The organism is Priestia sp. SRI_019 (assembly GCF_057586255.1).
Window position 1 is genome coordinate 1 of record NZ_JBYCZN010000006.1, and the last position, 21,969, is coordinate 21,969.

Sequence of the window (21,969 nt, forward strand, 5' to 3'; positions counted from 1 at the left end):
AGCACAGGCAGCACAAGAGCAGGCACAAAAAGAACAAGCAGCTCAGCAACAACAAGCTCAACAGCAGCAACAGCAGTCTCAACAGCAAGCTAGCGGCAAGTCTATGACTGTTGAAGCAACAGCTTATACAGCTAACTGTGCTGGATGCAGTGGTACAACAGCTACTGGAGTAAATTTAAAATCAAATCCAAATCAACGAGTAATTGCGGTTGATCCTAGCGTTATTCCATTAGGTTCAAAAGTATACGTTGAAGGTTATGGTCAAGCTGTAGCAGCAGATACAGGTGGCGCAATTAAAGGAAATCGAATTGATGTATTCGTTTCTTCAGATAGTGCTGCACAAGACTGGGGCAGAAGATCAGTTAAAATTACAGTTATCGACTAATACTAGTCTTATAGAATAGAAGTAAAAAGAGATGTCTTTTAGGAGACATCTCTTTCTTTATGCTTAAAATGAACGTTTGAAAAAATTAGGTCCGGGCATACTAAAATTTATAGTAGGAATTAGTTTATTATATTAGTAATTATTTCTTGATTTATATACAATGTTTGAGTGTCCTAAAAAGCTGAAAATATGTCAGGAGTATAGAAATATGAAACTTTATAAAAAAATGGCTTTACTAATAGTGCTGGGTGTTATCGCAGGATTCTCGTATCTAGGCTATCAGGGATTGTTTCAGCACGACGATCATTTGAATACGTCTGACCATAATCCTTTATCTTCTTCTAAACAGAAGCAGAATAGTATAGAAATTGTAGGGAACCCAGAATCCATTGCCGTGTTAGTAAACAAGCAAAATCTTCTTCCTGATCACTATGAACCCACTGACCTTGTATACCCGGACGTTCGGTTTATATTTAAAGAAAAAATTGAAAAGCGCCAAATGCGTACAGAAGCAGCAAAAGCGTTAGAAAGGATGTTTTCAGCTGCTGAACGAGAAGGAATTTACCTAGCCGGTGTTTCTGCCTATCGTTCTCAAAGCCGTCAAGAATCTCTTTATCAAGCGTATATAAAACAAGACGGAGAAGCGGCAGCTAATCATTACAGCGCTCACCCAGGCAGCAGTGAACATCAGACTGGTTTAAGTATAGATGTATCAAGCAGCACCGGTAAGTGCGCGGCTCAAGATTGTTTTAAAGATACTCCTGAAGCCAAATGGATTGAAGCAAATTCATATAAATACGGATACATTGTTCGCTATCCAGAAGGAAAGCAGCAGATTACAGGTTATAAATACGAGCCGTGGCATATACGATTTGTCGGAAAAGAACTCGCCTCTAAAGTGTCTAAGAAAGGAATTACGTTAGAAGAATATTATAATGACTACATGCAAGTTGATAATCCGGTTCAATAAAAAAGAAGAGTGATATAAACTCTTCTTTTTTTGTATTGCTGAAATATACCCTTACTTTAAAAGGTGGAATGAGGGAAAGATGTAGAGATGAACCACGGGGTGCCATATCCTATGCCTTACTAGTAAAAGAGTTAACGTTTATAAATTATAATGAATTTTGTGATAAAGAATACTCATGTTCGTTTTCATTTCCCTTCACATATTCTACAAAAAAGGGAGGTGAAAGAAAATGAGTTTTTACGGAGGTTATGGGTACGGATACGGATCAGGTCACGGAAGTAGCTTTGCGCTAATCGTTGTGCTATTTATTTTACTAATTATCATTGGTGCTTCATGGGCAGGGCACTATTAATAAGGTGTCTATAAATAAACTCCCTTGAAATAATTCAAGGGAGTTATCTGTTTTTATCTATAAGTAGGTAACTGTAAGTACGAAGTGCTTACATATCCTTTAAAGCCATTGTATTCTACAAAAGCCCAATCAAATGAAAGTTTGTTATCTTTGGAGTATCCCCAAGCTAAGAAGCTGACGCTTTTTCCTTTAGGAATAGTTGTTACAACTTTGTTGCTTGTGCTAGGCCCTGTGCGTAAATTAAGGTTAGCAGCTGTATGAACAGTAGTAGGGACTTTCATTAAATAGGAAGTACTGATATATCCGGTGCCGCCAATTATTTTAATGGCAGCCCAGTCTGCATTTACAAACTTGACTACTTCAATTTGATCTTTTTTTCTTAATGTATCAAGAATCTTTCCCTGAGTGCTAGGTTTTGAACGTATATTGAGTACGTTTGCGGTCACTTCATATACGCTGAACGATGCGTTTATTTTTTCTGCTGCACTTGCTGTTTGCTCGTGAGTGAATGGCAGTGTTCCAGATAGAGATGAAAAAGTAAAGCCCGCTGCTAATGCTAAAACCGATATAGATTTTGTAATTGTCTTCATACAAATATCCAACTCCTTAGTGAAATAGGTAATAACTTTTCTATAACACTAAGAATAAGGGTTACTTGTTTCTAAATTGTTACCAACATATATCCTAGTTGTAAATTTATAAAAGGTCTGTAAAAAGGGCTATTTCACAGACCTTTTAATAGCTTTATTGTTACTCCTCCTCGCGATCTTCCGTTGATTTGTAAAAAGAAAAATATACAAAAACAGATAATACTGTTCCATAAATGCTCCACAAAGCTAAAGCGAAAATAAATTCTTGCTGCAGGCAATAAATAATGGTTAAAGCAACTAGTGCAATAAAACTTATTAAAATGGTCTTTTTCATAAGCACCCCGCCTATTTAGTTTGATTACTCTATATGCTTTTTGATCTTGCTTTTACCCTATAATTATTCGACTATTGCGCTAAAGATGAAAGGAAAAAGTTAAATAAAGCCGAACTTATAATAAAAAGAGAGATGCAGGAGGATACGTATGTTAGAACAACATGTGTTAGAAGATATACAAAAGCTGCAGTCTATTTGCGAACAAGAAGAGCACATAGAGCTGAAGCTGAATTTTGATATGTTACGAAGTCGAAAACAAAATGAAGTTAACGATCTTTTTCATTATGAAGATAATCAGCTTGTTGGGTCTATTGGTCTTTATGGGTTTGGGAATACAGTAGAAATATGCGGAATGGTCGCTCCTAGATATCGCCGAAAAAGGATTTTTTCAAAGCTGTTTTCTCAAGCTTTACATATATGTAAGAAGCGTGGATATACAGAGATTTTATTGAATGCTCCTGGCGATTCGGTTTCAGGCAGGGAGTTCTTAAAGCAAATTCCATGTTCATTTACTTTTTCAGAATATCAAATGAAGTGGACAAAAAAAGAATTGGAAGATGATAATCCCTTTGTTACACTTCGCTCTTCCCAATCAGATACCGATATGAAAATGGAAGTGCAAGTTGATGTGGAATGCTTTGGTATGTCTTTAACAGAAGCAGCTGCTTATTATGAACAAACGAAAACGGAAGAACAGCAAATTCATTTTATCGTAGAGTACAATAGTCAAGCAGTTGGAAAGTTAAGGGTATCTTATGATAAAAGCGAGGCATGGATTTATGGATTTGGTATTTTACCTTCTTATCAAAAATTGGGAATAGGAAAAGCTGCTTTAAAACAAGTTGTTTTAAAGCAGCTTCGGCTAGGATATGATATATTTCTTGAAGTTGAAGCGAAAAACAAAAGCGCTTTGCAACTCTACGAAACATGCGGTTTCAATTCATATCACGTGCAGGATTATTACGTATACAGCTTGTAGATAAAAAACACGGAAATCTAAGATTTCCGTGTTTTTTATCTACATATTAGATGATATGTGCTTTTTTGAGTAAATAATGAGAAAGCAGAGAAAAAGTGATATGCCCGTTGATAAAAACAGGGAAGGCCATACAAATATAATAGGAGCGCTGCAAGCAAGGATACACGTAAGAATACCTCCAATAACTGCTTTTCTAAACAATTGATAAGCCGTATACCCCAGGCTAATGCTGATAAATACATTGATGAGGCTAAGAAAAATAAAAGAAAAAAACAAATCATTTCCCCCTTGTTTTTAATACACTATGAAAAGAAAAAATTTACATTTTTAGTATAGCAAAAAATAAAAAACAATAAAATTTGGATACTAAAGATGAAAAAGGAAGCGATCTGTGTTATGTATAGTAAAGTGAATGAAAGCGTTAAAAACGGGAATGAGGTAATAAAGCAATGCAGTAGAAAGAAAGGAGTAATAGGATGGAATTTGCCCATATCTTTACACTCAGTGTATCTGTTGTAACAGCTATTAATATTTTATTAGCCGGTATTCTTATTTTCATCGAACGAAGAGATATAGGATCTACATGGGCGTGGCTTCTTATTTTATTTTTTATACCGATTGTCGGCTTTATTGTATATCTATTCTTTGGAAGACAGCTAAAACAGAAGAACTTTTATAAGTTATCATCTGATGAGCGGGAATATTTAAGATCTTCAGTAGATGAACAATTAAAAGAACTTAAAGCTACCCATGAATATCGAAATAATTTATTGATTCAACATAATAAACTGCTGTTCACTAATTTAAATTCTTCTAAGTCACTCGTGCGCACCGACAATGAAATTGATATCTTTAGTGATGGTAATCAGAAATTTGATGCATTGTTTGAGGACATTCGAAATGCTAAAAAAGAAATTAATATTCAATATTATATTATTCAACGAGATAATCTTGGGAAAAAATTAAGAGATGAGCTAACAAAAAAAGCAAAAGAAGGCATAAAAATTCGCGTTCTTTATGATGAAGTAGGATCTAGAAAAATGACGCCATCATTTTTTAAGGAGCTTGTTTCATATGGCGGCGAAGCACAGGCATTTTTCCCTTCAATTCTTCGCTTAATTAATTTTCGGATTAACAATCGAAATCATCGAAAGCTTTGTATTATTGATGGTGAAGTAGCATACATAGGAGGATTTAACGTAGGAGATGAATATTTAGGGTTAGATCCAAAAATGGGTTATTGGAGAGACACTCATTTTCGCATTAAAGGAGAGTCAGTGAACGATATTCAAGGGAGATTCATTTTAGATTGGCATCAAGCAACAAAACAGCCAATTGAACTGGAACAATTTTTGCATCGTACAGAAACTCATTCTGGAACGGTTCCTGTACAAATTGTAGCAAGCGGGCCAAACTCGACTACTCAGCATCTGAAAAACATGTATATCTCATTGATTATGTCGGCCAAAGAAAGTGTGTACCTTCAAACGCCTTACTTTATTCCAGACGCAAGCTTTATGGATGCTTGTAAAATTGCTTTATTATCTGGAGTAGAGATTCATATTATGATTCCAAACAAACCGGATCATCCTTTTGTTTATTGGGCTACGTGGTCTCACGTAGGCGAACTGCTGACGTATGGTGCGCATATTTATCTCTATGAAAAAGGCTTTTTGCATGCTAAAACGATTGTAGTAGATGATGAGGTGTCTTCTGTAGGCACGACGAATATTGATCCACGAAGTTTCAGTCTTAATTTTGAAGTGAATGCAGTTGTATATGACCAGCCTATTGCCAAAAAGTTGCAGAACCTGTTTCTTGAAGATGTGCAATACAGTTCAAAATTAACGCTCGAACGATATAAAGAGCGCTCTCTTCTTATAAAATTTAAAGAAGCGGTATCTCGCTTGCTGTCACCAATTTTATAATACAAATCATTGATATCATGAAGCAGACTTGAATTTTTAGATTCAGGTCTGTTATTTTATTGATTTCTCCTTGTAAGGAGAGCTAGAGATAAAATTAAAAAGTTTTACCAAAAAATCCAAGGGTATTAATACTATAACAAGCTAAAAAATGATAATACCTAGGAGGAATAGAAAATGACAAAAAATGTAGTAGGTACGTATGATTCAGAGGCAGCGGTTATTACAGCGATTCGAAATTTAAAAACACAGGGATATCCGGACAGTGCACTTTCTGTCTTGACAAACAGTGGTCTGCGTCATGAAAATACAGAAGCGATTGAGCATTCTGCAGGAATTGATGTGCAAACAGTTGATACAGATCAACATTCAAAACACCATCAATCCTTTATGGAGAAAATAAAAAATGCTTTTACTCCATCTGAAGAAAAAATGGATCAAGATGTTAATCGAATCGAAAATCAATTAACCGAATATGGTGTACCTGCTGCAGAAGCTTCCTCATATGTATCTGATCTTAAAAAAGGAAAAGTTTTGCTGATGGTAGACGCAGTTGAGCATGATAAACACAATTCAGCTCTAGGACAAACAGTGACGCCTGCTGAAAAATCAGCTGACCCAATGAATGAAAAAATGTTATACGGCAATCACGAAAATAAAATAAGGTAATGTTGAAGTAACCAAATGCGATAATAAAAGACTGCGTTCTTAAATAAAAGCTAGTTAACGAAAGGAAGGGGACCGATGAGAAATCTAGAAAAAACGGAATATGAACTTGACTATTTAAAACAGCAGCAAGAAGTTAATCAAGAGCTCATCAAAGTTTCACAGTCTCTTGTTGCTACGTTAAAACAGTATGAAGAAGAACCAGAGAATACGGAAGTGTTAGCTGTTCTTGCTGACTTAGAAGGTCAGCAAGAACAGCTAAAAGCAAAGACCGAAAAGATATCTAAAGAGCTTGCACATTTATAAAATGAGATAAAAGAAGTTCCTATAGAAGGAACTTCTTTTTATATTTTATTATACACAATCTATGGTGAGAGAAAGAGAATTTTATATAACCGGATGTGAACGTTACGGGGATAGTGGTTTTGTTTTAGATACATATAGATGAGAAGGAACGCGATAAGAGATTATATAAAAATGGGAAAAGGAAGAACAGTTTTCGCTCTTCCTCCAGCCGTATTGCTTATGATAGTGATTTAGAAACGTCCGCCGCCAAGTTGCTGTTCAGCCATTTGCACAAGACGTTTTGTGATTTCGCCGCCTACTGAGCCGTTTGCGCGTGCAGTTGCGTCAGGACCAAGAGTTACGCCAAATTCACTAGCGATCTCATATTTCATTTGATCGATTGCTTGTTGAGCACCGTGTACTGCTAATTCGTTGCTGCTCTTATTTCTGCTGTTTGCCATCATAATCAACTCCTTTTATAAGGTTAAGATTATGATTTGATTAATAGATAGTTTTTATACATAAAATAAAAAAATTTTTTCAAGGACTTATAGAATATGCTTATTGGAATAAAGAACCAAAAGTTTCCGCTAGGTAACGGAAAATAATTATGTGTAGAAAGAGAGAGGGGACAAGTAAAATAGAACACAAGTAGGTAAGCGGTTACATATTGATTAAGATAGAAGGAGAATTTTAATATTCCTATTCTATTTAAAAGGAGGAGATTTGCTATGTATCAAAGGTTAAAAAAGTCTGTACTATTGGCTATTACATTGAGTTTAGCAATTGGCATTGTACTCTCTTATGAGAAAGCAGCGCTGGCGAAGCAGACGCACGAAAAAGCTACATCCTATCGTACAGTGACAGAGATTTATGACTGGGGAGCGGCGATCACAAAAATTATTATTGACTTAGGTGAACCTGTTCCAACCAATTCACTTACAAAAGAAACGTTTAAGGTGCATGTGGCTCGAAGTGATAGTCGATTAGAACCGTCTTTATTGGAACAAGGAGATCGTACAGTAAAAAAAGCCTATGTATCCGATAAAAATGGACAACCGGCCGTACATACTGGAAAATATGCAGTTTTAGAAATGGAAGTTGGACCAACTGTTTCATTAGGAGCACCACTAAATTATGATGAATATGGTACAGGATTAAATGCATGGATAGACAGTCAATATACCATTACTCAGCAAAAAGACATGATAACAAATGAAGGAAAGTTGTCAGGGCTTGTAGTGAAACAGTTTGCGGGAGAGAAAAAAGAACTCGTAGATGATTTTACAATTAAAAAAGGTATATACCAAAATATAGAATTAGCATACGCAAGTCATGCGCCGGCAAAGGATAAGAAAAAGAATCCATTAATCATTTGGCTACATGGTGGAGGAGAAGGAGGAACAGATGCAACAATTCCCTTATCCGCCAATAAAGCTGTTAGTTTTGTCACAAAAGAAACTCAGGCTTATTTTGAAGGGGCCTACGTTTTAGTACCGCAAGCGCCAACAAAATGGATGGATGGTTATACGGGTAAAGCGGATGGAACTTCTATTTATAAAGTATCACTGATGGCCTTAATTGAAGAATATGTTTCTAAAAACCCCGATATTGATTCCAATAGAATCTATATCGGAGGAGCATCTAATGGCGGATATATGACTATGCTCATGATTCGTGATTATCCAAAATACTTTGCAGCAGCATTTCCAGTATGTGAAGGACTAAATGATAGATTAATTACGAATCAAGATATTGAAAAGATGAAAGAAACACCTATTTGGTTCGTAGCCGCTAAGAATGATACAGTCCTTCCGCCAACAATTAACACTCTTCCAACTTATGAACGTTTGGTGAAAAGCCATGCAAATAATGTTTATTTATCACTATTTGAGGATGTGCATGACACCACAGGCTTGTATAAAAATAACGATGGTTCGCCCTATCAGTATAATGGACATTCATCTTGGATATATCTGTATAATAATGAACCTAAAGCTAAAATAAACGGAACCACAACAAGCATAATGGAATGGATAAGTGAACAATCGTTGAAAAATTAATCATTTTAAAAAAAGCTGTTGAACGTTGAACAGCTTTTTTATTTCTCTTTTAAAACGAAAGACTGTATCTAAAATAAACGATTGAATACTTTCGTGATAAAATAAAGGAAGAGATCACGAAGAAAGGAACAGTGAAAGTGAAACCAACCATTTACGATGTTGCGAAAAAAGCAGGGGTATCGATAGCCACTGTATCCAAAGTAATCAATCAGACAGGCCGTATTAGTGAAAAAACGATAAAAAAAGTGAATGAAGTAATGATGGAATTAGATTATCAGCCTAGCAGTGTGGCAGCGGCGTTAACAGGAAAAAAGACGTACACGATCGGTGTTCTAGTTCCTGATATCTCTAATCCTTTTTTTGCAGAGGTAGCAAGAGCTTTTGAGAATAGTGCTAGAGCAGCGGGATACACGCTTTTTTTATGCAGTACAGATCATCAAACTGCCCGCGAGCATGAATATATAGATCTTTTATTTAAAAAACAAGTAGATGGAATCATTATCGCAACCGAACTAAATGATACGAAGCTCGTAAAGAAGATTGTGAAGCATGATGTACCGCTTGTATTGTTTTCAGTTGACCATCCTTCTATCTCAACGCATGTAGTGACAATTGATAACGTTCGCGGAGGATATATCGCAGGTACGTATTTAATAGAAAAAGGTCATCAATCGGTAACGATTATGACTGAAAAAGATAGAAAAAGCAGTGAGGGGCGATTAGCGGGATTTAAACAAGCGCTCACAGAAGCAAATTTATCACTAGAAAATCAGTCCATTATCAGCTGTTATTCAACAGTAGAAGATAGCAGGAGAGCAAGTAAACAGCTGCTTTCCTTGCCTAATAGGCCCACAGCAGTCTTTACATGTACAGATCTAATTGGGGTATCGCTCATAAACGAGGCAAGGAAGCAGGGGCTTTCGATCCCGGGAGACCTGTCGGTAATTGGATTCGATAATACGATTTATGCCGATATTGCTGAGCCGGGTTTGACAACGATTGAACAACCCATTTCTCAGATGGCTACTAGTACGTTTGAACAGCTGTTGAAGTCTATGAAAAAAGAAGAGCATGCGAAACAGCGAGTAACGATTATTCCCGAACTAGTAGAACGTGCGTCGGTAAAAAAGTTATAAAATAGAGAAGGTAAAAAAGCTGCAGGTGTTGAGACACCTGCAGCTTTTTCTGCTTAAGCATATTTATAGAGAGACCGGACTTTTGACTTCGTTTATTGTTTCGCCTTTAATAGTTGTCTCTGTTGGCATCGTAAGGAAACCAGTTAGAAAAGCACCAAAGAAGTATAAGCAAGCAAAGATCCAAATTACGCCGCCCGTGCCCAAAAGACCAATAAAAACGGTTACAATTAAAGGGCCTACAAAAGCAGAAAGTCCAGATCCTAAGTTCAACACAGACATTGCAGCTCCTTTATTCTCCGGAGCCAAAGAAGGCACTAACGCTGTAAGAGGGACATAACCTGCTAGTGTTGCACCGTAACAGCATGCGACAATCATCATTACCCAATAATTATGTCCGACGAATTGCGGTACATAGTAGAGAGCAAGTGTTACAATTCCGCATCCAACTCCGCCAAACCACTTGATTGTATTTACCCAGCCAAACTTATCTCCAACAATACCAAAAATAATATTAAAAGCCATATTCACAAAAAACAATGTACCCCAGATTTGCAACCATTCACTCATCGTAAAATCATGTTTCATCATATATGTTGGCAAGAAAACAACAAATCCAAATTGAGCAGCAGAGTTAATAATCTTTACGATGCCGCCAATCCCTACTTTAGGGTTCTCAAATGCAATTGTAATCCCTTTCATTAATTCTTTTGTTTTATTATCGTTTACTTTTTGTACGGTAAACTTGTCTTTATTCATAATAATCGAAAAGATTCCACCGATCAAAACAAAAAGTAAACCACTCCACAAGGTAGCGATTTCGCCAATTTTTGGAACCATATAACTTGAGTAAAAGGCTCCAATTACGCTTAATCCAAGCTGGAAGACAAACCAAAACCAGCCTACTGCTTTTGAAAGCATTTCCTGGGGCGTGCGGTAAGACACCCAGACCAAGAACGAGTAAGCAAATAAAGGGTAACCAAATCCTCTAAGGGCATAACAAATTAGTATAATTGTGTAATTCATAATATGAAGTCCTAAACCTATAAATCCAATTGAACCAATAATAAAGGATATCAAGCCGAATGCCATTGCTTTTCTAGGACCCCACAGCTGAACCAGTACGCCGGAGAACCAGGAAGAAACAGAGACCGTAATGCCGTAAACAGTAAACAGTAAAGCAGCATGTTCAATGGTTAAACCTTGTTCTACAAGATAAGGAGATAACCATCCTTGTTCTAAACCATCGCCAATCATAAAAACAATAATACCTATGTATCCCCACGTTAAATGAGAAGGGATCCCAATCTTGTCTAAAGCCGTTTTTCTGGAAATAAATTCATTCATTTTCCACACCACCAGATCGATTATTTTGTGTAAAACATCAAACTAATTTGGTTAAGCGCTTAATCTATTTGATAAAAAGTATACGCTTACATTTTTTGAACGTCAATTAAAATTTTAAATATATATAATTTTCAATTAAATGATTTTAATCATAAAAATATTAGTAAGTAAGGCAATAATCACTGAATTCATGATAAAAATACTTAAATATAGAGAATTTCTTTATGTTTCATTGATAAATAGATAAAAAATAAAAATAGTTTTTTATAGTATGCATTCAGATTGTTAAAAAACAAATATTCTAAATAATCTATAAAAAATGTTTGCATTTCAGAAAACGTTATGTATAATTAGAATAAGGAAAGCGCTTAACCTATATAGAGGTTTGAGCGAATGTTTTCTTAACTTTTAATTAAAGGGGAAAATAAGATGGGGATTCTTACAATTGGAATAATTGGTGCTGGACGCATAGGGAAATTACACGTTGATAATTTAAAATTAATGCCGCAAATAAAAATTAAAGCGGTTTCAGATGTGGTAGTAGATCATTTACATGAATGGGCTGCAAGTAAAGAAATTTCGACGTTAACAACAAATTATCAAGATTTATTAGCTGATCCAGAAATTGATGCCGTTTTCATTTGTTCGCCAACGAATACGCACGCATCGATTATTAAAGAAGCAGCTCGAGCGAAAAAGCATATTTTCTGTGAAAAGCCCGTTAGTTTTTCAGTAGAAGAAACAATCCAAGCGTTAGAAGTAGTAAAAGAACATGGAGTGCAGCTTCAAGTTGGCTTTAATCGACGCTTTGATCCCAACTTTAAAAAAGTGCATGATCTTGTACAGCAAGGAGAAGTAGGACAGCCGCACATTTTAAAAATCACCTCCAGAGATCCTCAGCCTCCAAGTCCGGAATACGTTCGCGCTTCAGGAGGATTGTTCATGGATATGATGATTCATGATTTTGATATGGCTCGTTATGTAATGGACAGTGAAGTAATTGAAGTATCGGCTTACGGCACGACGCTTATCGATCCTGCTATTGAAGAAGCAGGGGATATAGATACGGCAATTGTGTCATTAAAATTTGCAAATGGAGCTTTAGGTGTAATCGATAACAGTCGTCAAGCTGTCTACGGTTACGATCAGCGCCTTGAAGTTTTTGGTGAAAAAGGTGCAGCTGCTGCTGACAATTGTCGTCCTACTACAGTAGAAATATCAACAGGCGAAAGTGTAGTCAAAGAGAAGCCGCTGTATTTCTTTCTTGAGCGCTATACACAAGCGTACATAGCGGAAGTGACACAGTTTGCAAGAGCAATTATGGAAAAACAAAGCGTTATTTGTACAGGGAACGATGGATTACAAGCAGAACGAATTGCTAAAGCAGCAAAAGAATCTTTACTATCCGGGCAGCCAGTGAAGATTGAACATAAAAAATACGCAGTGAATTAATGACAGTAAACGTGGGGATGAAAGAAATTGGTCTTTCTACCCTTTTAGGAAAGCGCTTAACTAAGGAGGAATAAAGATGAATCCGCTTGTTTTTAAAGAAAATCGTGGGTTAGATTTCATCGCTGTTGGCCGTTTATGTATTGATTTAAATGCAAATGAAACACAGCGTCCAATGGAAGAGACGAAAACATTTACTAAATATGTAGGAGGCTCTCCGGCTAATATTGCGATTGGAGCAGCAAGGCTAGGCTTAAAAACCGGTTTTATCGGAAAAGTATCAGATGATCAAATGGGACGCTTCATTACGGATTATCTGCAAAAAAATAAGATTAATACAGATAGCATTGTTGTTGATAAAACGGGGGCCGTAACGGGGCTTGCTTTTACGGAAATCAAGAGCCCTACAGATTGCAGCATCTTAATGTATCGTGATAACGTAGCGGATTTAAAGCTAAGTCCTACAGAAGTATCCGAAGAATATATCAAACAGTCAAAGGCACTTTTAATATCTGGAACGGCTCTTGCGCAAAGTCCTTCTCGTGAAGCAGTGTTTTTAGCACTAGAACACGCACGCAAGCATGAAGTTGTAGTGTTTTTTGATATCGACTATCGTCCATATACATGGGAATCCGAAGCTGAAACGGCAGTCTATTTTAATTTAGCCGCTGAAAAATCAGATGTAATTATTGGTACGCGAGAAGAGTTTGACATGATGGAAAAACTTTTAAATTATAAAGAATCTAATGATCAAGTAACAGCAGAGCGCTGGTTTTCTCACCATGCTCAAATCGTCGTGATTAAGCACGGTGGAGAAGGGTCTATTGCCTATGCAAGAGATGGTAAGTCTCACCGCGGAGGAATATTTAAAACAAAAGTTCTGAAAACGTTTGGCGCTGGTGATTCATATGCTTCAGCCTTTATTTACGGATTGATGCAAGGGCTGGAAATTCCACAGGCAATGCGATTGGGGGGTGCCTCCGCTTCGATTGTCATTTCAAAACACAGCTGTTCAGATGCTATGCCGACAAGCATTGAGCTCTTCAACTTTATGGAGACAGCAACGGAAGTTTTGCAGGAAGCTTAATAAACAAAGGGAAAATCTTGAGAGATTGCTTGAGAGATTAAAGGAATAGCAGCTTATTAAAATTAGATAAAGGGAGAGATATTCTATGACACAGACAGCAGTAAAAACAGTAAAAAACTATATTGGTGGACAATGGATTGAATCAGCTACATCAAAAACGGAACCTGTGTATAACCCAGCGACAGGTGAATTAATCGCACAGGTACCTCTTTCTACAAAAGAAGACGTAGATCAAGCGGTGCAAGCAGCAAATGAAGCGTTCAAAGGGTGGGCAAAAACAGCCGTGCCTAAACGTGCACGAATTTTATTCAAGTATCAGCAGCTATTAGTAGATAACTGGGATGAATTAGCAAAGTTAGTGACAGTTGAAAACGGAAAAAGCTTTAACGAAGCGCGAGGTGAAGTGCAGCGTGGAATTGAATGTGTAGAATTTGCGGCAGGTGCTCCTACGTTAATGATGGGTAAACAGCTTCCTGATATTGCAACAGATATTGAGTCTGGCATGTACCGCTACCCAATTGGCGTCATTGGAGGAATTACACCGTTTAATTTTCCAATGATGGTTCCTTGCTGGATGTTCCCGCTTGCGATCGCTTGCGGCAATACATTTGTGTTAAAGCCTTCTGAGCGTACGCCGCTGTTAGCTGCAAGATTAGCTGAGCTGTTTGAAGAAGCTGGTTTGCCAAAAGGTGTATTAAATATTGTAAACGGGGCGCATGATGTGGTAAACGGTCTTCTTGAACATAAATTAGTGAAAGCTATTTCGTTTGTAGGTTCCCAGCCTGTAGCTGAGTACGTGTACAAAAAAGGTACGGAAAACTTAAAGCGTGTTCAAGCTTTAGCCGGTGCTAAAAACCATTCAATTGTATTAAATGATGCAGATTTGAACGTAGCAACAAAACAAATTATCGGAGCCGCTTTTGGTTCAGCAGGTGAACGTTGTATGGCAGCATCTGTTGTTACTGTACAAGAAGAAATTGCAGATCAGCTAATTGAAAGATTAGTAGAGGAAGCAAATGATATTGTAATTGGCGACGGCTTAGAAGAAAACGTCTTCTTAGGACCAGTCATTCGTGAAAATCATAAAGAGCGTACGCTCAGCTATATTGAATCAGGCGTGCAAGAAGGAGCAGAGCTTATTCGTGACGGTCGCACAGATGCAGCAGTAAATGGCAAGGGCTACTTTGTCGGACCAACGATTTTTGATCATGTTACGCAAGAAATGAAAATTTGGCAAGATGAAATTTTTGCACCTGTGCTTTCTATTGTACGTGTGAAAACATTAGAAGAAGCTATTGAAGTAGCCAATAACTCTCGATTTGCAAACGGTGCTTGTATTTATACAGATAGCGGCGCAAGCGTACGTGAGTTCCGTGAAAATATTGAATCTGGTATGTTAGGAGTAAATGTAGGGGTACCGGCACCTATGGCATTCTTCCCATTCTCTGGCTGGAAAGATTCTTTTTACGGTGATCTTCATGCAAACGGTACGGACGGCGTGGAGTTTTATACAAGAAAGAAAATGGTAACAACGCGCTGGTAAGTGATTCATTAAAAATCGCATTCCATTTTAAAAGGAGGTATCAGGAATTAAAGGTATTCCTTATGCTTCCTTTTTTAAAATCGCAATCTAGTATTAGAAGGGAGAAAGAAGCATGGAAACAGTTAGAATGACGACGGCACAAGCATTAGTGAAGTTTTTAAATCAGCAGTATGTTGAATTTGATGGAAAGCAGCATCAGTTTATTAAAGGGATTTTTACAATTTTCGGGCACGGAAATGTGGTAGGCCTTGGGCAAGCTTTGGAAGAAGACCCAGGAAATCTAGATGTATATCAAGGACGTAATGAACAAGGAATGGCCAATGCAGCGATGGCTTTTGCAAAACAAAAACATCGAAAGCAGATTATGGCTTGCACATCTTCAGTGGGGCCAGGTTCAGCAAATATGGTTACAACGGCAGCCACTGCTTCAGCTAATAATATTCCAGTTTTACTGCTTCCTGGTGATGTATTTGCAACTAGACAGCCGGATCCCGTTTTGCAGCAAATTGAACAGTCATATGATTTATCTATTTCTACAAACGATGCTTTCCGACCAGTAAGTAAGTACTGGGATCGCGTAAGCCGCCCTGAACAATTGATGACAGCTATGATTAATGCGATACGTGTGTTAACGAATCCTGCAGATACGGGAGCTGTAACTATTTGTTTGCCTCAAGATGTGCAGGGAGAAGCATGGGACTTTCCAGCTTATTTCTTCCAAAAGCGCGTTCACCGCATTGAGCGTCGCCTTCCGACTAGGGACAGTCTAGCAGATGCAATTCAATTAATGAAAACAAAGAAAAAGCCAATCATCATTTGCGGAGGAGGCGTTCGGTATTCAGAAGCTGCAAAAGAGTTAAAACAATTTGCTAGTGAGTTCCATATTCCATTTGGAGAAACTCAAGCAGGGAAAAGTGCCGTTGAAAGTGACTATCGCTATAATCTAGGCGGAATAGGTGTAACAGGGAACTCAGCTGCTAATACAATCGCTAAAGAAGCAGATTTAGTAATTGGAGTAGGCACTCGATTTACTGATTTTACAACAGCATCTAAACAGCTTTTTCAACATCCCAACGTGCAATTTCTTACCATTAATACGTCTGAATTTCATGCAAATAAACTTGATGCCGTGAAACTTGTAGCTGATGCAAAAGAAGGGTTGCTTGCTCTTAGGGAAGAGCTAAAATCAATTGGCTATCAGTCTGTTTATACAACAGAAATTACAAGTGCTAAAGACGCATGGGATAAAGAATTAGAGCGTCTGCATAGCATACGTTTTACTGGTGCAGATTTTGTTCCGGAAATACAAGGTCATTTAGATGAAAGCTTAGCTGAATATGTAGAATCACTTGGTACTCAATTAACGCAAACAGAAGTAATTGGAAAGGTGAATAAGCTCCTTGATGACAACTCCATCATTGTTGGTGCAGCAGGAAGTCTCCCAGCAGACTTACAGAGAATGTGGAAGTCTACTAAACCTAATACCTATCATATGGAATATGGATATTCATGTATGGGATATGAAGTATCAGGAGCACTTGGAGTTAAGCTGGCAGAACCAGCTAAGGAAGTGTACGCGATGGTTGGAGATGGAAGCTATCAAATGCTTCATTCAGAGCTTATTACAAGCCTTCAAGAAAGAAAAAAGATAAACATTTTACTGTTTGATAACTCCGGCTTCGGGTGCATTAATAACCTTCAAATGTCAAACGGTATGGGGAGCTTCGGTACAGAGTTTCGTTATCGAAACGATGAAACAGGAAAACTAAACGGAAACGTAATGAAAATTGATTTTGCAGCCAGCGCCGCAGGCTACGGTGTAAAAACGTATCGCGTAAGTTCTCTTGAAGAATTAAAAACGGCGATAGAAGATGCACAAAAACAAGAGATTTCAACGCTAATTGATATTAAAGTGCTGCCAAAAACTATGACGAACGGTTATGAATCATGGTGGCATGTAGGAGTAGCAGAGGTATCTAAAAATCAGCATGTACAGGAAGCTTATGAAGATAAGGTGAAAAACCTTGAAATGGCAAGAGTTTATTAAGGAGCAGGAGAAAATGAGGTTGTTGAAGAGAAACATTCGATAAATATAAAAGAGGTTTTAATTTCATATAAGGGAGAGGAAGAGATGTTCAAGGAGAATACGGTCAAACTGGGGATTGCTCCAATTGCTTGGACAAACGATGATATGCCTGAACTGGGGGCTGAAAATACATTCGAACAGTGTATCAGTGAGATGGCTTTAACCGGTTTTAGAGGAAGTGAGGTCGGAAACAAATATCCGCGAAATGTTTCAATCTTAAAAAAGGCATTATCGCTTCGGAATTTGGAAATTGCAAGTGCGTGGTTCAGTACATTTTTAACAACAAAGCCGCTGGAAGAAACGGTAACGCCATTTATTGAACATCGCGATTTTTTATACGAAATGGGAGCAAAAGTAATTGTTGTTTCTGAACAAGGGCACAGCATTCAGGGGCTGATGGATGTTCCTTTATTTAAAGAAAAGCCTGTGTTCACGCCAACAGAGTGGAGCAGACTTGCAGAAGGCCTGCACCATCTTGGGAAACTGGCACAAGAAAAAGATATGCATATTGTCTATCATCACCATATGGGAACGGGTGTACAAACAACAGAAGAAATTGAGCAGCTAATGGAGCTTACCAATCCGGAGCTTGTTTCGCTGCTATTTGATACCGGTCATCTTGTCTTTTCAGGAGAAGAACCTCTTTATATCTTAAAAAAATATCTGCACCGTATTAAGCATGTTCATTTAAAGGATATTCGTCAAGAAGTAGTTGATCGAGTCAAAGAACAAGACCTAAGCTTCTTGCAAGCGGTAAAAGAAGGAGCCTTTACTGTTCCAGGTGACGGAGCTATTGAATTTGATGAAGTATTTACTACGCTTGCCACTTCGGATTATAACGGATGGTTTGTCGTAGAAGCAGAACAGGATCCAGCCCTTGCTAATCCTTTTGAATATGCGTTAAAAGCAAGAAACTTTATTAAAGAAAAAAGTGGTCTTTAATTTCCATTGTAAAAGATTTTACGCCTTTTATGCGTTTATGAAAGGAAAGGAGGAGAGGAAATGAAGCCAACCATTTATAGTGTGGCTGAAGAAGCAGGTGTATCAATTTCTACGGTATCAAAAGTCATCAATCAAACCGGTCATATTAGTGAAAGAACAAGACAAAGAGTAATTGAGGTTATGGCGCAGTTGAATTACCATCCAAGCGTCGTAGCATCTGCTTTAACAGGAAAACCTACTAAAACGATTGGGCTTCTCGTACCTGACATCTCCAACCCTTTTTTTGCCGATTTGGCAAGAAGCATAGAAGACCGAAGTCATGAGCGAGGTTTCCATGTTGTAATGTGCAATACCGATAACGATGCGGAAAAAGAGAAAAAGTATCTATCGCTGTTAATACGTCAGAGAATCGACGGTTTAATTGTAGCTTCTGCTTTTCGCAATGCTAATCTTTTAAAAAATATGCTTAAGCAAGATATACCGATTAGTGTTATTGCTTCAGAAATTCCTCACATATCCGTTAATACAGTGACAGTGGATGACTACAAAGGGAGCTATTTAGCGACTGATTATTTGCTGTCTTTGCATCATAAAAAAATTGCGATTATTACAGAAAATGCAAAAAGCAATCACGCCCGTTTAGATGCTTTCCGAGACGCTATGCAAGAAAATGGAATCATCGTGCCGCCTCAGCACGTTATTACGACCGAAGCAAGTATTCAAAAAGGATATGAAAGTGCTAAGCAAATTTTTTCAATGAAGGAGAAAGTGACGGCTATTTTTGCTTGTAACGATTTACTGGCTATCGGAGTTATCCAAGCTGCAAAAGAATTCAAAATTGATGTACCGCAAGGCTTATCAGTGATTGGCTTTGATAATACGGTTCTTTCTACTACCATTACGCCCATGTTGACGACAGTAGCACAACCGACAAAAGAAATGGCTGTAAACGTAGTGGATTTGCTGGTTAGAGAAATGAAATATCCAGCGATGCATAAGGAACATTTGCTTCTTGAGCCAAAATTGATTGTTCGGAAATCAACGGCTCCATTACGAAGGGAAGCCACAGCATCTATAAATAATTGAACACAATCAAGAATATTGCCGTTAATAAAAAATCCTCATAGTCACATATTTAAAAGAATTTAGAGAGTCTATGAAGAAAAATGAGTAATTAGTAAATTCTTATCGCGCTACTACATAAAGGAGGAATTCAAGGATGTTAGGTAAATTAGGTGAATTAAATAAAGGATACAACGTACTTACAGAAATGACCGGTCAGCACAAAGATATGCTGATGGATATTGGGATTTATAAAATGTCCCAAGGAAAAGAGGAAACTTTACTAGACAGCAGCAGTGAAACGGCTATTCTTTTACTAGAAGGAAAGGTAAAGCTAGAGTGGGAAGGCCATTCGAAAGAAATTCAGCGCCAGTCCCTATTTGAAGAAGAGCCTTGGTGTTTGCACGTTTCAAAAAATGTGGAGGTCAAAATTACTGGGCTTGCCGATAGTGAAGTACTAGTTCAAAAAACGGATAATGAAAAAGAGTTTTCATCAAAATTATATACGCCCGAAGATTGTCAAAACACAGTGGCTGGTGAAGGAGTATGGGAAGGTACTGCTCAGCGTGTAATCCGAACAATTTTTGACTACAATAACGCTCCTTACTCTAACCTTGTTATTGGAGAAGTTATTTCTTATCCAGGAAGATGGTCGAGTTATCCGCCTCATCATCATGACCAGCCCGAAGTGTATTACTATCGTTTTGACAAGCCGCAAGGATTTGGCTGCGCAATGGTTGGAGAAGATGCGTACCGTGTAGTTGATAATAGTTTTATTACAATTCCTGGTGAATTGGATCATCCTCAAGCAACGGCTCCTGGGTATGCAATGTACTTCTGCTGGATGATTCGCCATCTCGACAATAATCCGTGGACAGACCGTATTATGGAAGAAGAGCATAAGTGGTTATTAGAGCCGGATGCAAAAATTTGGCCTGAAAAATAAATAAAGATCTTTATACGAAATGGGTCTCAAATGTTGAAAAACCTCGACTGAAAAATAATTATGCGTAAAATAATAGTTTATTTTTGTAAAATATGTTTTTATATGTTAAAATATAGCTTGTATTAATATTCAGGCGATGATATCGCTCTTTGCTGCAGATTCCTTTTTAGGAGTCTCTTTTTTTTTGGAAACTGAAGCAACAGATAAAGACGATTCATATATAAATTAAAAAGAAAAGGAGATAAGCGTAAGCCGCTTATCTCCTTTTCTTTTTAGCGTTATCTAATGCTAAGTTCTTTTTCACTACTTTTTCTAAAGCAACTTCCACGTGAACATTTTTTTCATCGATGTCATTCACAAGCACGACGGTTCCTTTTCGTCCTTTAATCTTTAAATCATCACCCGTAGAAGGAATGTTTTCCCTCAGCTGGCTTAATAGAAGCTTTCTGTTTTCAAAAAAGTGAACAGCCACCATTTTATCTCACCTAATTTCATATGATATGTGTGATACAAAGATGTGTATATGAAATCCTTCCTATACACTATGTCGCCAGAGGTGGTTTTAGAACACATTGAATAGACAATTGTTGCATCGATATATGAGATAAATAGGGTGGCATAGTTATAAATCTTCTATTCTTGGACATACTTATACTACTAATCTAAAAAGGGATGTGGATGAAAATGAAGGTGGCTATCGGATTAAGTGTATTTACGGTCGTTACAGGAGCAATTGCGTTAGGGTCAGTTTACTTTTTAGCAGGTATCTTTTCGTTTTTCTTAACGGTTTTTTCATAAAAAAATCCACCAAGAGGTGGATTTTTTATTTAGCAGCGGCTTTTGTTTCATGAGGCGAATTGCCGATAAATCCAAATTTTCCGCCGACAACTTCTTTTACTTCGTGGATGACAATAAAAGAATTCGGGTCAATTTGCTGGATTTTCTTTTTAATTTTTAATAACTCGTTCTTTTTAATAACAACGTAAATAATACGTTTATCTTTGTTGGCGTAGTAGCCGTATCCGTAAAAGATGGTGGCTGCATTTCCAAATTCACTGGTGATGACTTGCGCTATGTCTTTATATTGATCGGACATAATCGTCATTGCTTTTTTGTTGTGGAAACCTTCGATAACGACATCTACGATTTTGGCACAAAGATAGACGAATATAAAAGTATAGAGCATGTTATTGACGCCAATAGCGAAAACCGATGCTAAAATAATGACACTGTCCATGTAGAACATGCTTTTAGAGATATTATAGCCTTTTGTATAGTTTAATAAATAAGCTAAAAGCGTTGTTCCACCAGTCGATCCATCTGCGATAAAAATGAGAGCAAGTCCTGTTCCCATTAGTAAAGCCCCGAATACAATTCCTAAAATCATGTCGTGAACGTGAAAAGGAATATAGCTGACTAGACCGAGGAAAACGGACGTCATGACGGCTCCTAGAATCGTATAAAGAATCGTTTTTTTTGTTAGAAATTTATAGGCTAAGGCAATAAATATAAGGTTTACAAGAAATGTGCTGATACTTGTAGGGATATGAAATAAATAATATAAAACAAGAGCAATACCAACCGTACTTCCGTCACCTAATTTATTTGGAATGACGAAAAAATCAATGGATGCAGCAACTAAAAGTGCGCCGACGATAATTAAGATGATGTCTTTATAGATTGTTTTCAATATGCAAACCTCCTTGATTATTAGGATATTTTCATGTTTAATCTTGTTTTTACTAGTGTTTCACAAATGATAAAATAAAAAACGTCTTAGAAATTGTCTAGTTATAAAACTGATCAACTTCTAAGACGAAGAATT

The 21,969-nt window shown here is 37.3% G+C and carries 22 protein-coding genes; 16 read left to right on the plus strand and 6 right to left on the minus strand.

What is annotated here, in order from left to right; genetic code table 11:
• From AC2YJL_RS23565 to AC2YJL_RS23575, 3 genes are all read left to right on the plus strand, one after another.
• The coding region (locus AC2YJL_RS23565) for a 3D domain-containing protein (protein WP_207401670.1) at nt 1–385 on the plus strand (385 nt) is incomplete at its 5' end.
• 208 nt (nt 386–593) lie between these two features.
• Entirely contained in the window at nt 594–1,355 is a 762-nt protein-coding gene (locus tag AC2YJL_RS23570) for a M15 family metallopeptidase (protein WP_013055209.1), read from the plus strand.
• 229 nt (nt 1,356–1,584) lie between these two features.
• Complete coding sequence (locus tag AC2YJL_RS23575; protein ID WP_195695499.1) at nt 1,585–1,707, plus strand: YjcZ family sporulation protein; 123 nt, start codon at nt 1,585–1,587, stop codon at nt 1,705–1,707.
• Nucleotides 1,708–1,760: 53 nt separating this feature from the next.
• On the opposite strand, the gene AC2YJL_RS23580 is transcribed toward AC2YJL_RS23575, so the two are convergent.
• The gene (locus AC2YJL_RS23580) at nt 1,761–2,297 is read right to left on the minus strand and encodes an SH3 domain-containing protein (RefSeq protein ID WP_230931734.1); all 537 of its coding nucleotides are present in this window, start codon (nt 2,295–2,297) and stop codon (nt 1,761–1,763) included.
• Nucleotides 2,298–2,457: 160 nt separating this feature from the next.
• Nucleotides 2,458–2,631 (minus strand): hypothetical protein, encoded by a 174-nt coding sequence (locus AC2YJL_RS23585; RefSeq protein WP_195695497.1) that lies wholly within the window; start codon nt 2,629–2,631, stop codon nt 2,458–2,460.
• A 148-nt stretch (nt 2,632–2,779) separates the two neighbouring features.
• Here AC2YJL_RS23585 and AC2YJL_RS23590 point away from each other — a divergent pair, with 148 nt between their 5' ends.
• From AC2YJL_RS23590 to AC2YJL_RS23605, 4 genes are all read left to right on the plus strand, one after another.
• Nucleotides 2,780–3,610: a GNAT family N-acetyltransferase gene (locus tag AC2YJL_RS23590; RefSeq protein ID WP_251569065.1), complete on the plus strand. Its 831-nt coding sequence runs from the start codon at nt 2,780–2,782 to the stop codon at nt 3,608–3,610.
• A 476-nt stretch (nt 3,611–4,086) separates the two neighbouring features.
• Nucleotides 4,087–5,538, plus strand: coding sequence for a cardiolipin synthase (gene cls / locus AC2YJL_RS23595; protein WP_195695495.1), 1,452 nt, complete (start codon nt 4,087–4,089; stop codon nt 5,536–5,538).
• A gap of 174 nt (nt 5,539–5,712) precedes the next feature.
• The gene (locus AC2YJL_RS23600) at nt 5,713–6,204 is read left to right on the plus strand and encodes a YflT domain-containing protein (RefSeq protein ID WP_025753600.1); all 492 of its coding nucleotides are present in this window, start codon (nt 5,713–5,715) and stop codon (nt 6,202–6,204) included.
• Nucleotides 6,205–6,279: 75 nt separating this feature from the next.
• Nucleotides 6,280–6,507 (plus strand): hypothetical protein, encoded by a 228-nt coding sequence (locus AC2YJL_RS23605; RefSeq protein ID WP_013055216.1) that lies wholly within the window; start codon nt 6,280–6,282, stop codon nt 6,505–6,507.
• A 230-nt stretch (nt 6,508–6,737) separates the two neighbouring features.
• On the opposite strand, the gene AC2YJL_RS23610 is transcribed toward AC2YJL_RS23605, so the two are convergent.
• Nucleotides 6,738–6,947, minus strand: a complete 210-nt coding sequence (locus tag AC2YJL_RS23610; protein ID WP_025753598.1) for an alpha/beta-type small acid-soluble spore protein — start codon at nt 6,945–6,947, stop codon at nt 6,738–6,740.
• 270 nt (nt 6,948–7,217) lie between these two features.
• Here AC2YJL_RS23610 and AC2YJL_RS23615 point away from each other — a divergent pair, with 270 nt between their 5' ends.
• The gene (locus AC2YJL_RS23615; protein ID WP_251569063.1) at nt 7,218–8,549 is read left to right on the plus strand and encodes a prolyl oligopeptidase family serine peptidase; all 1,332 of its coding nucleotides are present in this window, start codon (nt 7,218–7,220) and stop codon (nt 8,547–8,549) included.
• Nucleotides 8,550–8,686: 137 nt separating this feature from the next.
• Nucleotides 8,687–9,685: a LacI family DNA-binding transcriptional regulator gene (locus tag AC2YJL_RS23620; protein ID WP_251569061.1), complete on the plus strand. Its 999-nt coding sequence runs from the start codon at nt 8,687–8,689 to the stop codon at nt 9,683–9,685.
• 63 nt (nt 9,686–9,748) lie between these two features.
• Here AC2YJL_RS23620 and AC2YJL_RS23625 read toward each other — a convergent pair whose 3' ends face one another.
• Nucleotides 9,749–11,029 carry an MFS transporter gene (locus AC2YJL_RS23625; RefSeq protein ID WP_195695493.1) on the minus strand — a complete coding sequence of 427 codons (1,281 nt, stop codon included), beginning with the start codon at nt 11,027–11,029 and terminating at the stop codon, nt 9,749–9,751.
• A gap of 429 nt (nt 11,030–11,458) precedes the next feature.
• Here AC2YJL_RS23625 and iolG point away from each other — a divergent pair, with 429 nt between their 5' ends.
• From iolG to AC2YJL_RS23660, 7 genes are all read left to right on the plus strand, one after another.
• Nucleotides 11,459–12,481 carry an inositol 2-dehydrogenase gene (gene iolG, locus AC2YJL_RS23630; RefSeq protein ID WP_050691411.1) on the plus strand — a complete coding sequence of 341 codons (1,023 nt, stop codon included), beginning with the start codon at nt 11,459–11,461 and terminating at the stop codon, nt 12,479–12,481.
• A gap of 76 nt (nt 12,482–12,557) precedes the next feature.
• Nucleotides 12,558–13,565 carry a 5-dehydro-2-deoxygluconokinase gene (gene iolC, locus AC2YJL_RS23635; protein ID WP_195695492.1) on the plus strand — a complete coding sequence of 336 codons (1,008 nt, stop codon included), beginning with the start codon at nt 12,558–12,560 and terminating at the stop codon, nt 13,563–13,565.
• Nucleotides 13,566–13,650: 85 nt separating this feature from the next.
• Nucleotides 13,651–15,108, plus strand: coding sequence for a CoA-acylating methylmalonate-semialdehyde dehydrogenase (locus AC2YJL_RS23640; protein WP_098600700.1), 1,458 nt, complete (start codon nt 13,651–13,653; stop codon nt 15,106–15,108).
• 112 nt (nt 15,109–15,220) lie between these two features.
• Nucleotides 15,221–17,155 carry a 3D-(3,5/4)-trihydroxycyclohexane-1,2-dione acylhydrolase (decyclizing) gene (iolD, locus tag AC2YJL_RS23645; protein WP_251569060.1) on the plus strand — a complete coding sequence of 645 codons (1,935 nt, stop codon included), beginning with the start codon at nt 15,221–15,223 and terminating at the stop codon, nt 17,153–17,155.
• An 84-nt stretch (nt 17,156–17,239) separates the two neighbouring features.
• Nucleotides 17,240–18,136, plus strand: coding sequence for a myo-inosose-2 dehydratase (iolE, locus tag AC2YJL_RS23650; RefSeq protein ID WP_034654606.1), 897 nt, complete (start codon nt 17,240–17,242; stop codon nt 18,134–18,136).
• 60 nt (nt 18,137–18,196) lie between these two features.
• Nucleotides 18,197–19,222: a LacI family DNA-binding transcriptional regulator gene (locus AC2YJL_RS23655; protein ID WP_195695489.1), complete on the plus strand. Its 1,026-nt coding sequence runs from the start codon at nt 18,197–18,199 to the stop codon at nt 19,220–19,222.
• Nucleotides 19,223–19,355: 133 nt separating this feature from the next.
• Nucleotides 19,356–20,144: a 5-deoxy-glucuronate isomerase gene (locus tag AC2YJL_RS23660; protein ID WP_014461755.1), complete on the plus strand. Its 789-nt coding sequence runs from the start codon at nt 19,356–19,358 to the stop codon at nt 20,142–20,144.
• 256 nt (nt 20,145–20,400) lie between these two features.
• On the opposite strand, the gene AC2YJL_RS23665 is transcribed toward AC2YJL_RS23660, so the two are convergent.
• Nucleotides 20,401–20,619, minus strand: coding sequence for a hypothetical protein (locus AC2YJL_RS23665; RefSeq protein WP_013055227.1), 219 nt, complete (start codon nt 20,617–20,619; stop codon nt 20,401–20,403).
• Nucleotides 20,620–20,967: 348 nt separating this feature from the next.
• Nucleotides 20,968–21,834: a YitT family protein gene (locus AC2YJL_RS23670; protein WP_013081605.1), complete on the minus strand. Its 867-nt coding sequence runs from the start codon at nt 21,832–21,834 to the stop codon at nt 20,968–20,970.
• Nucleotides 21,835–21,969 lie beyond the last annotated feature (135 nt).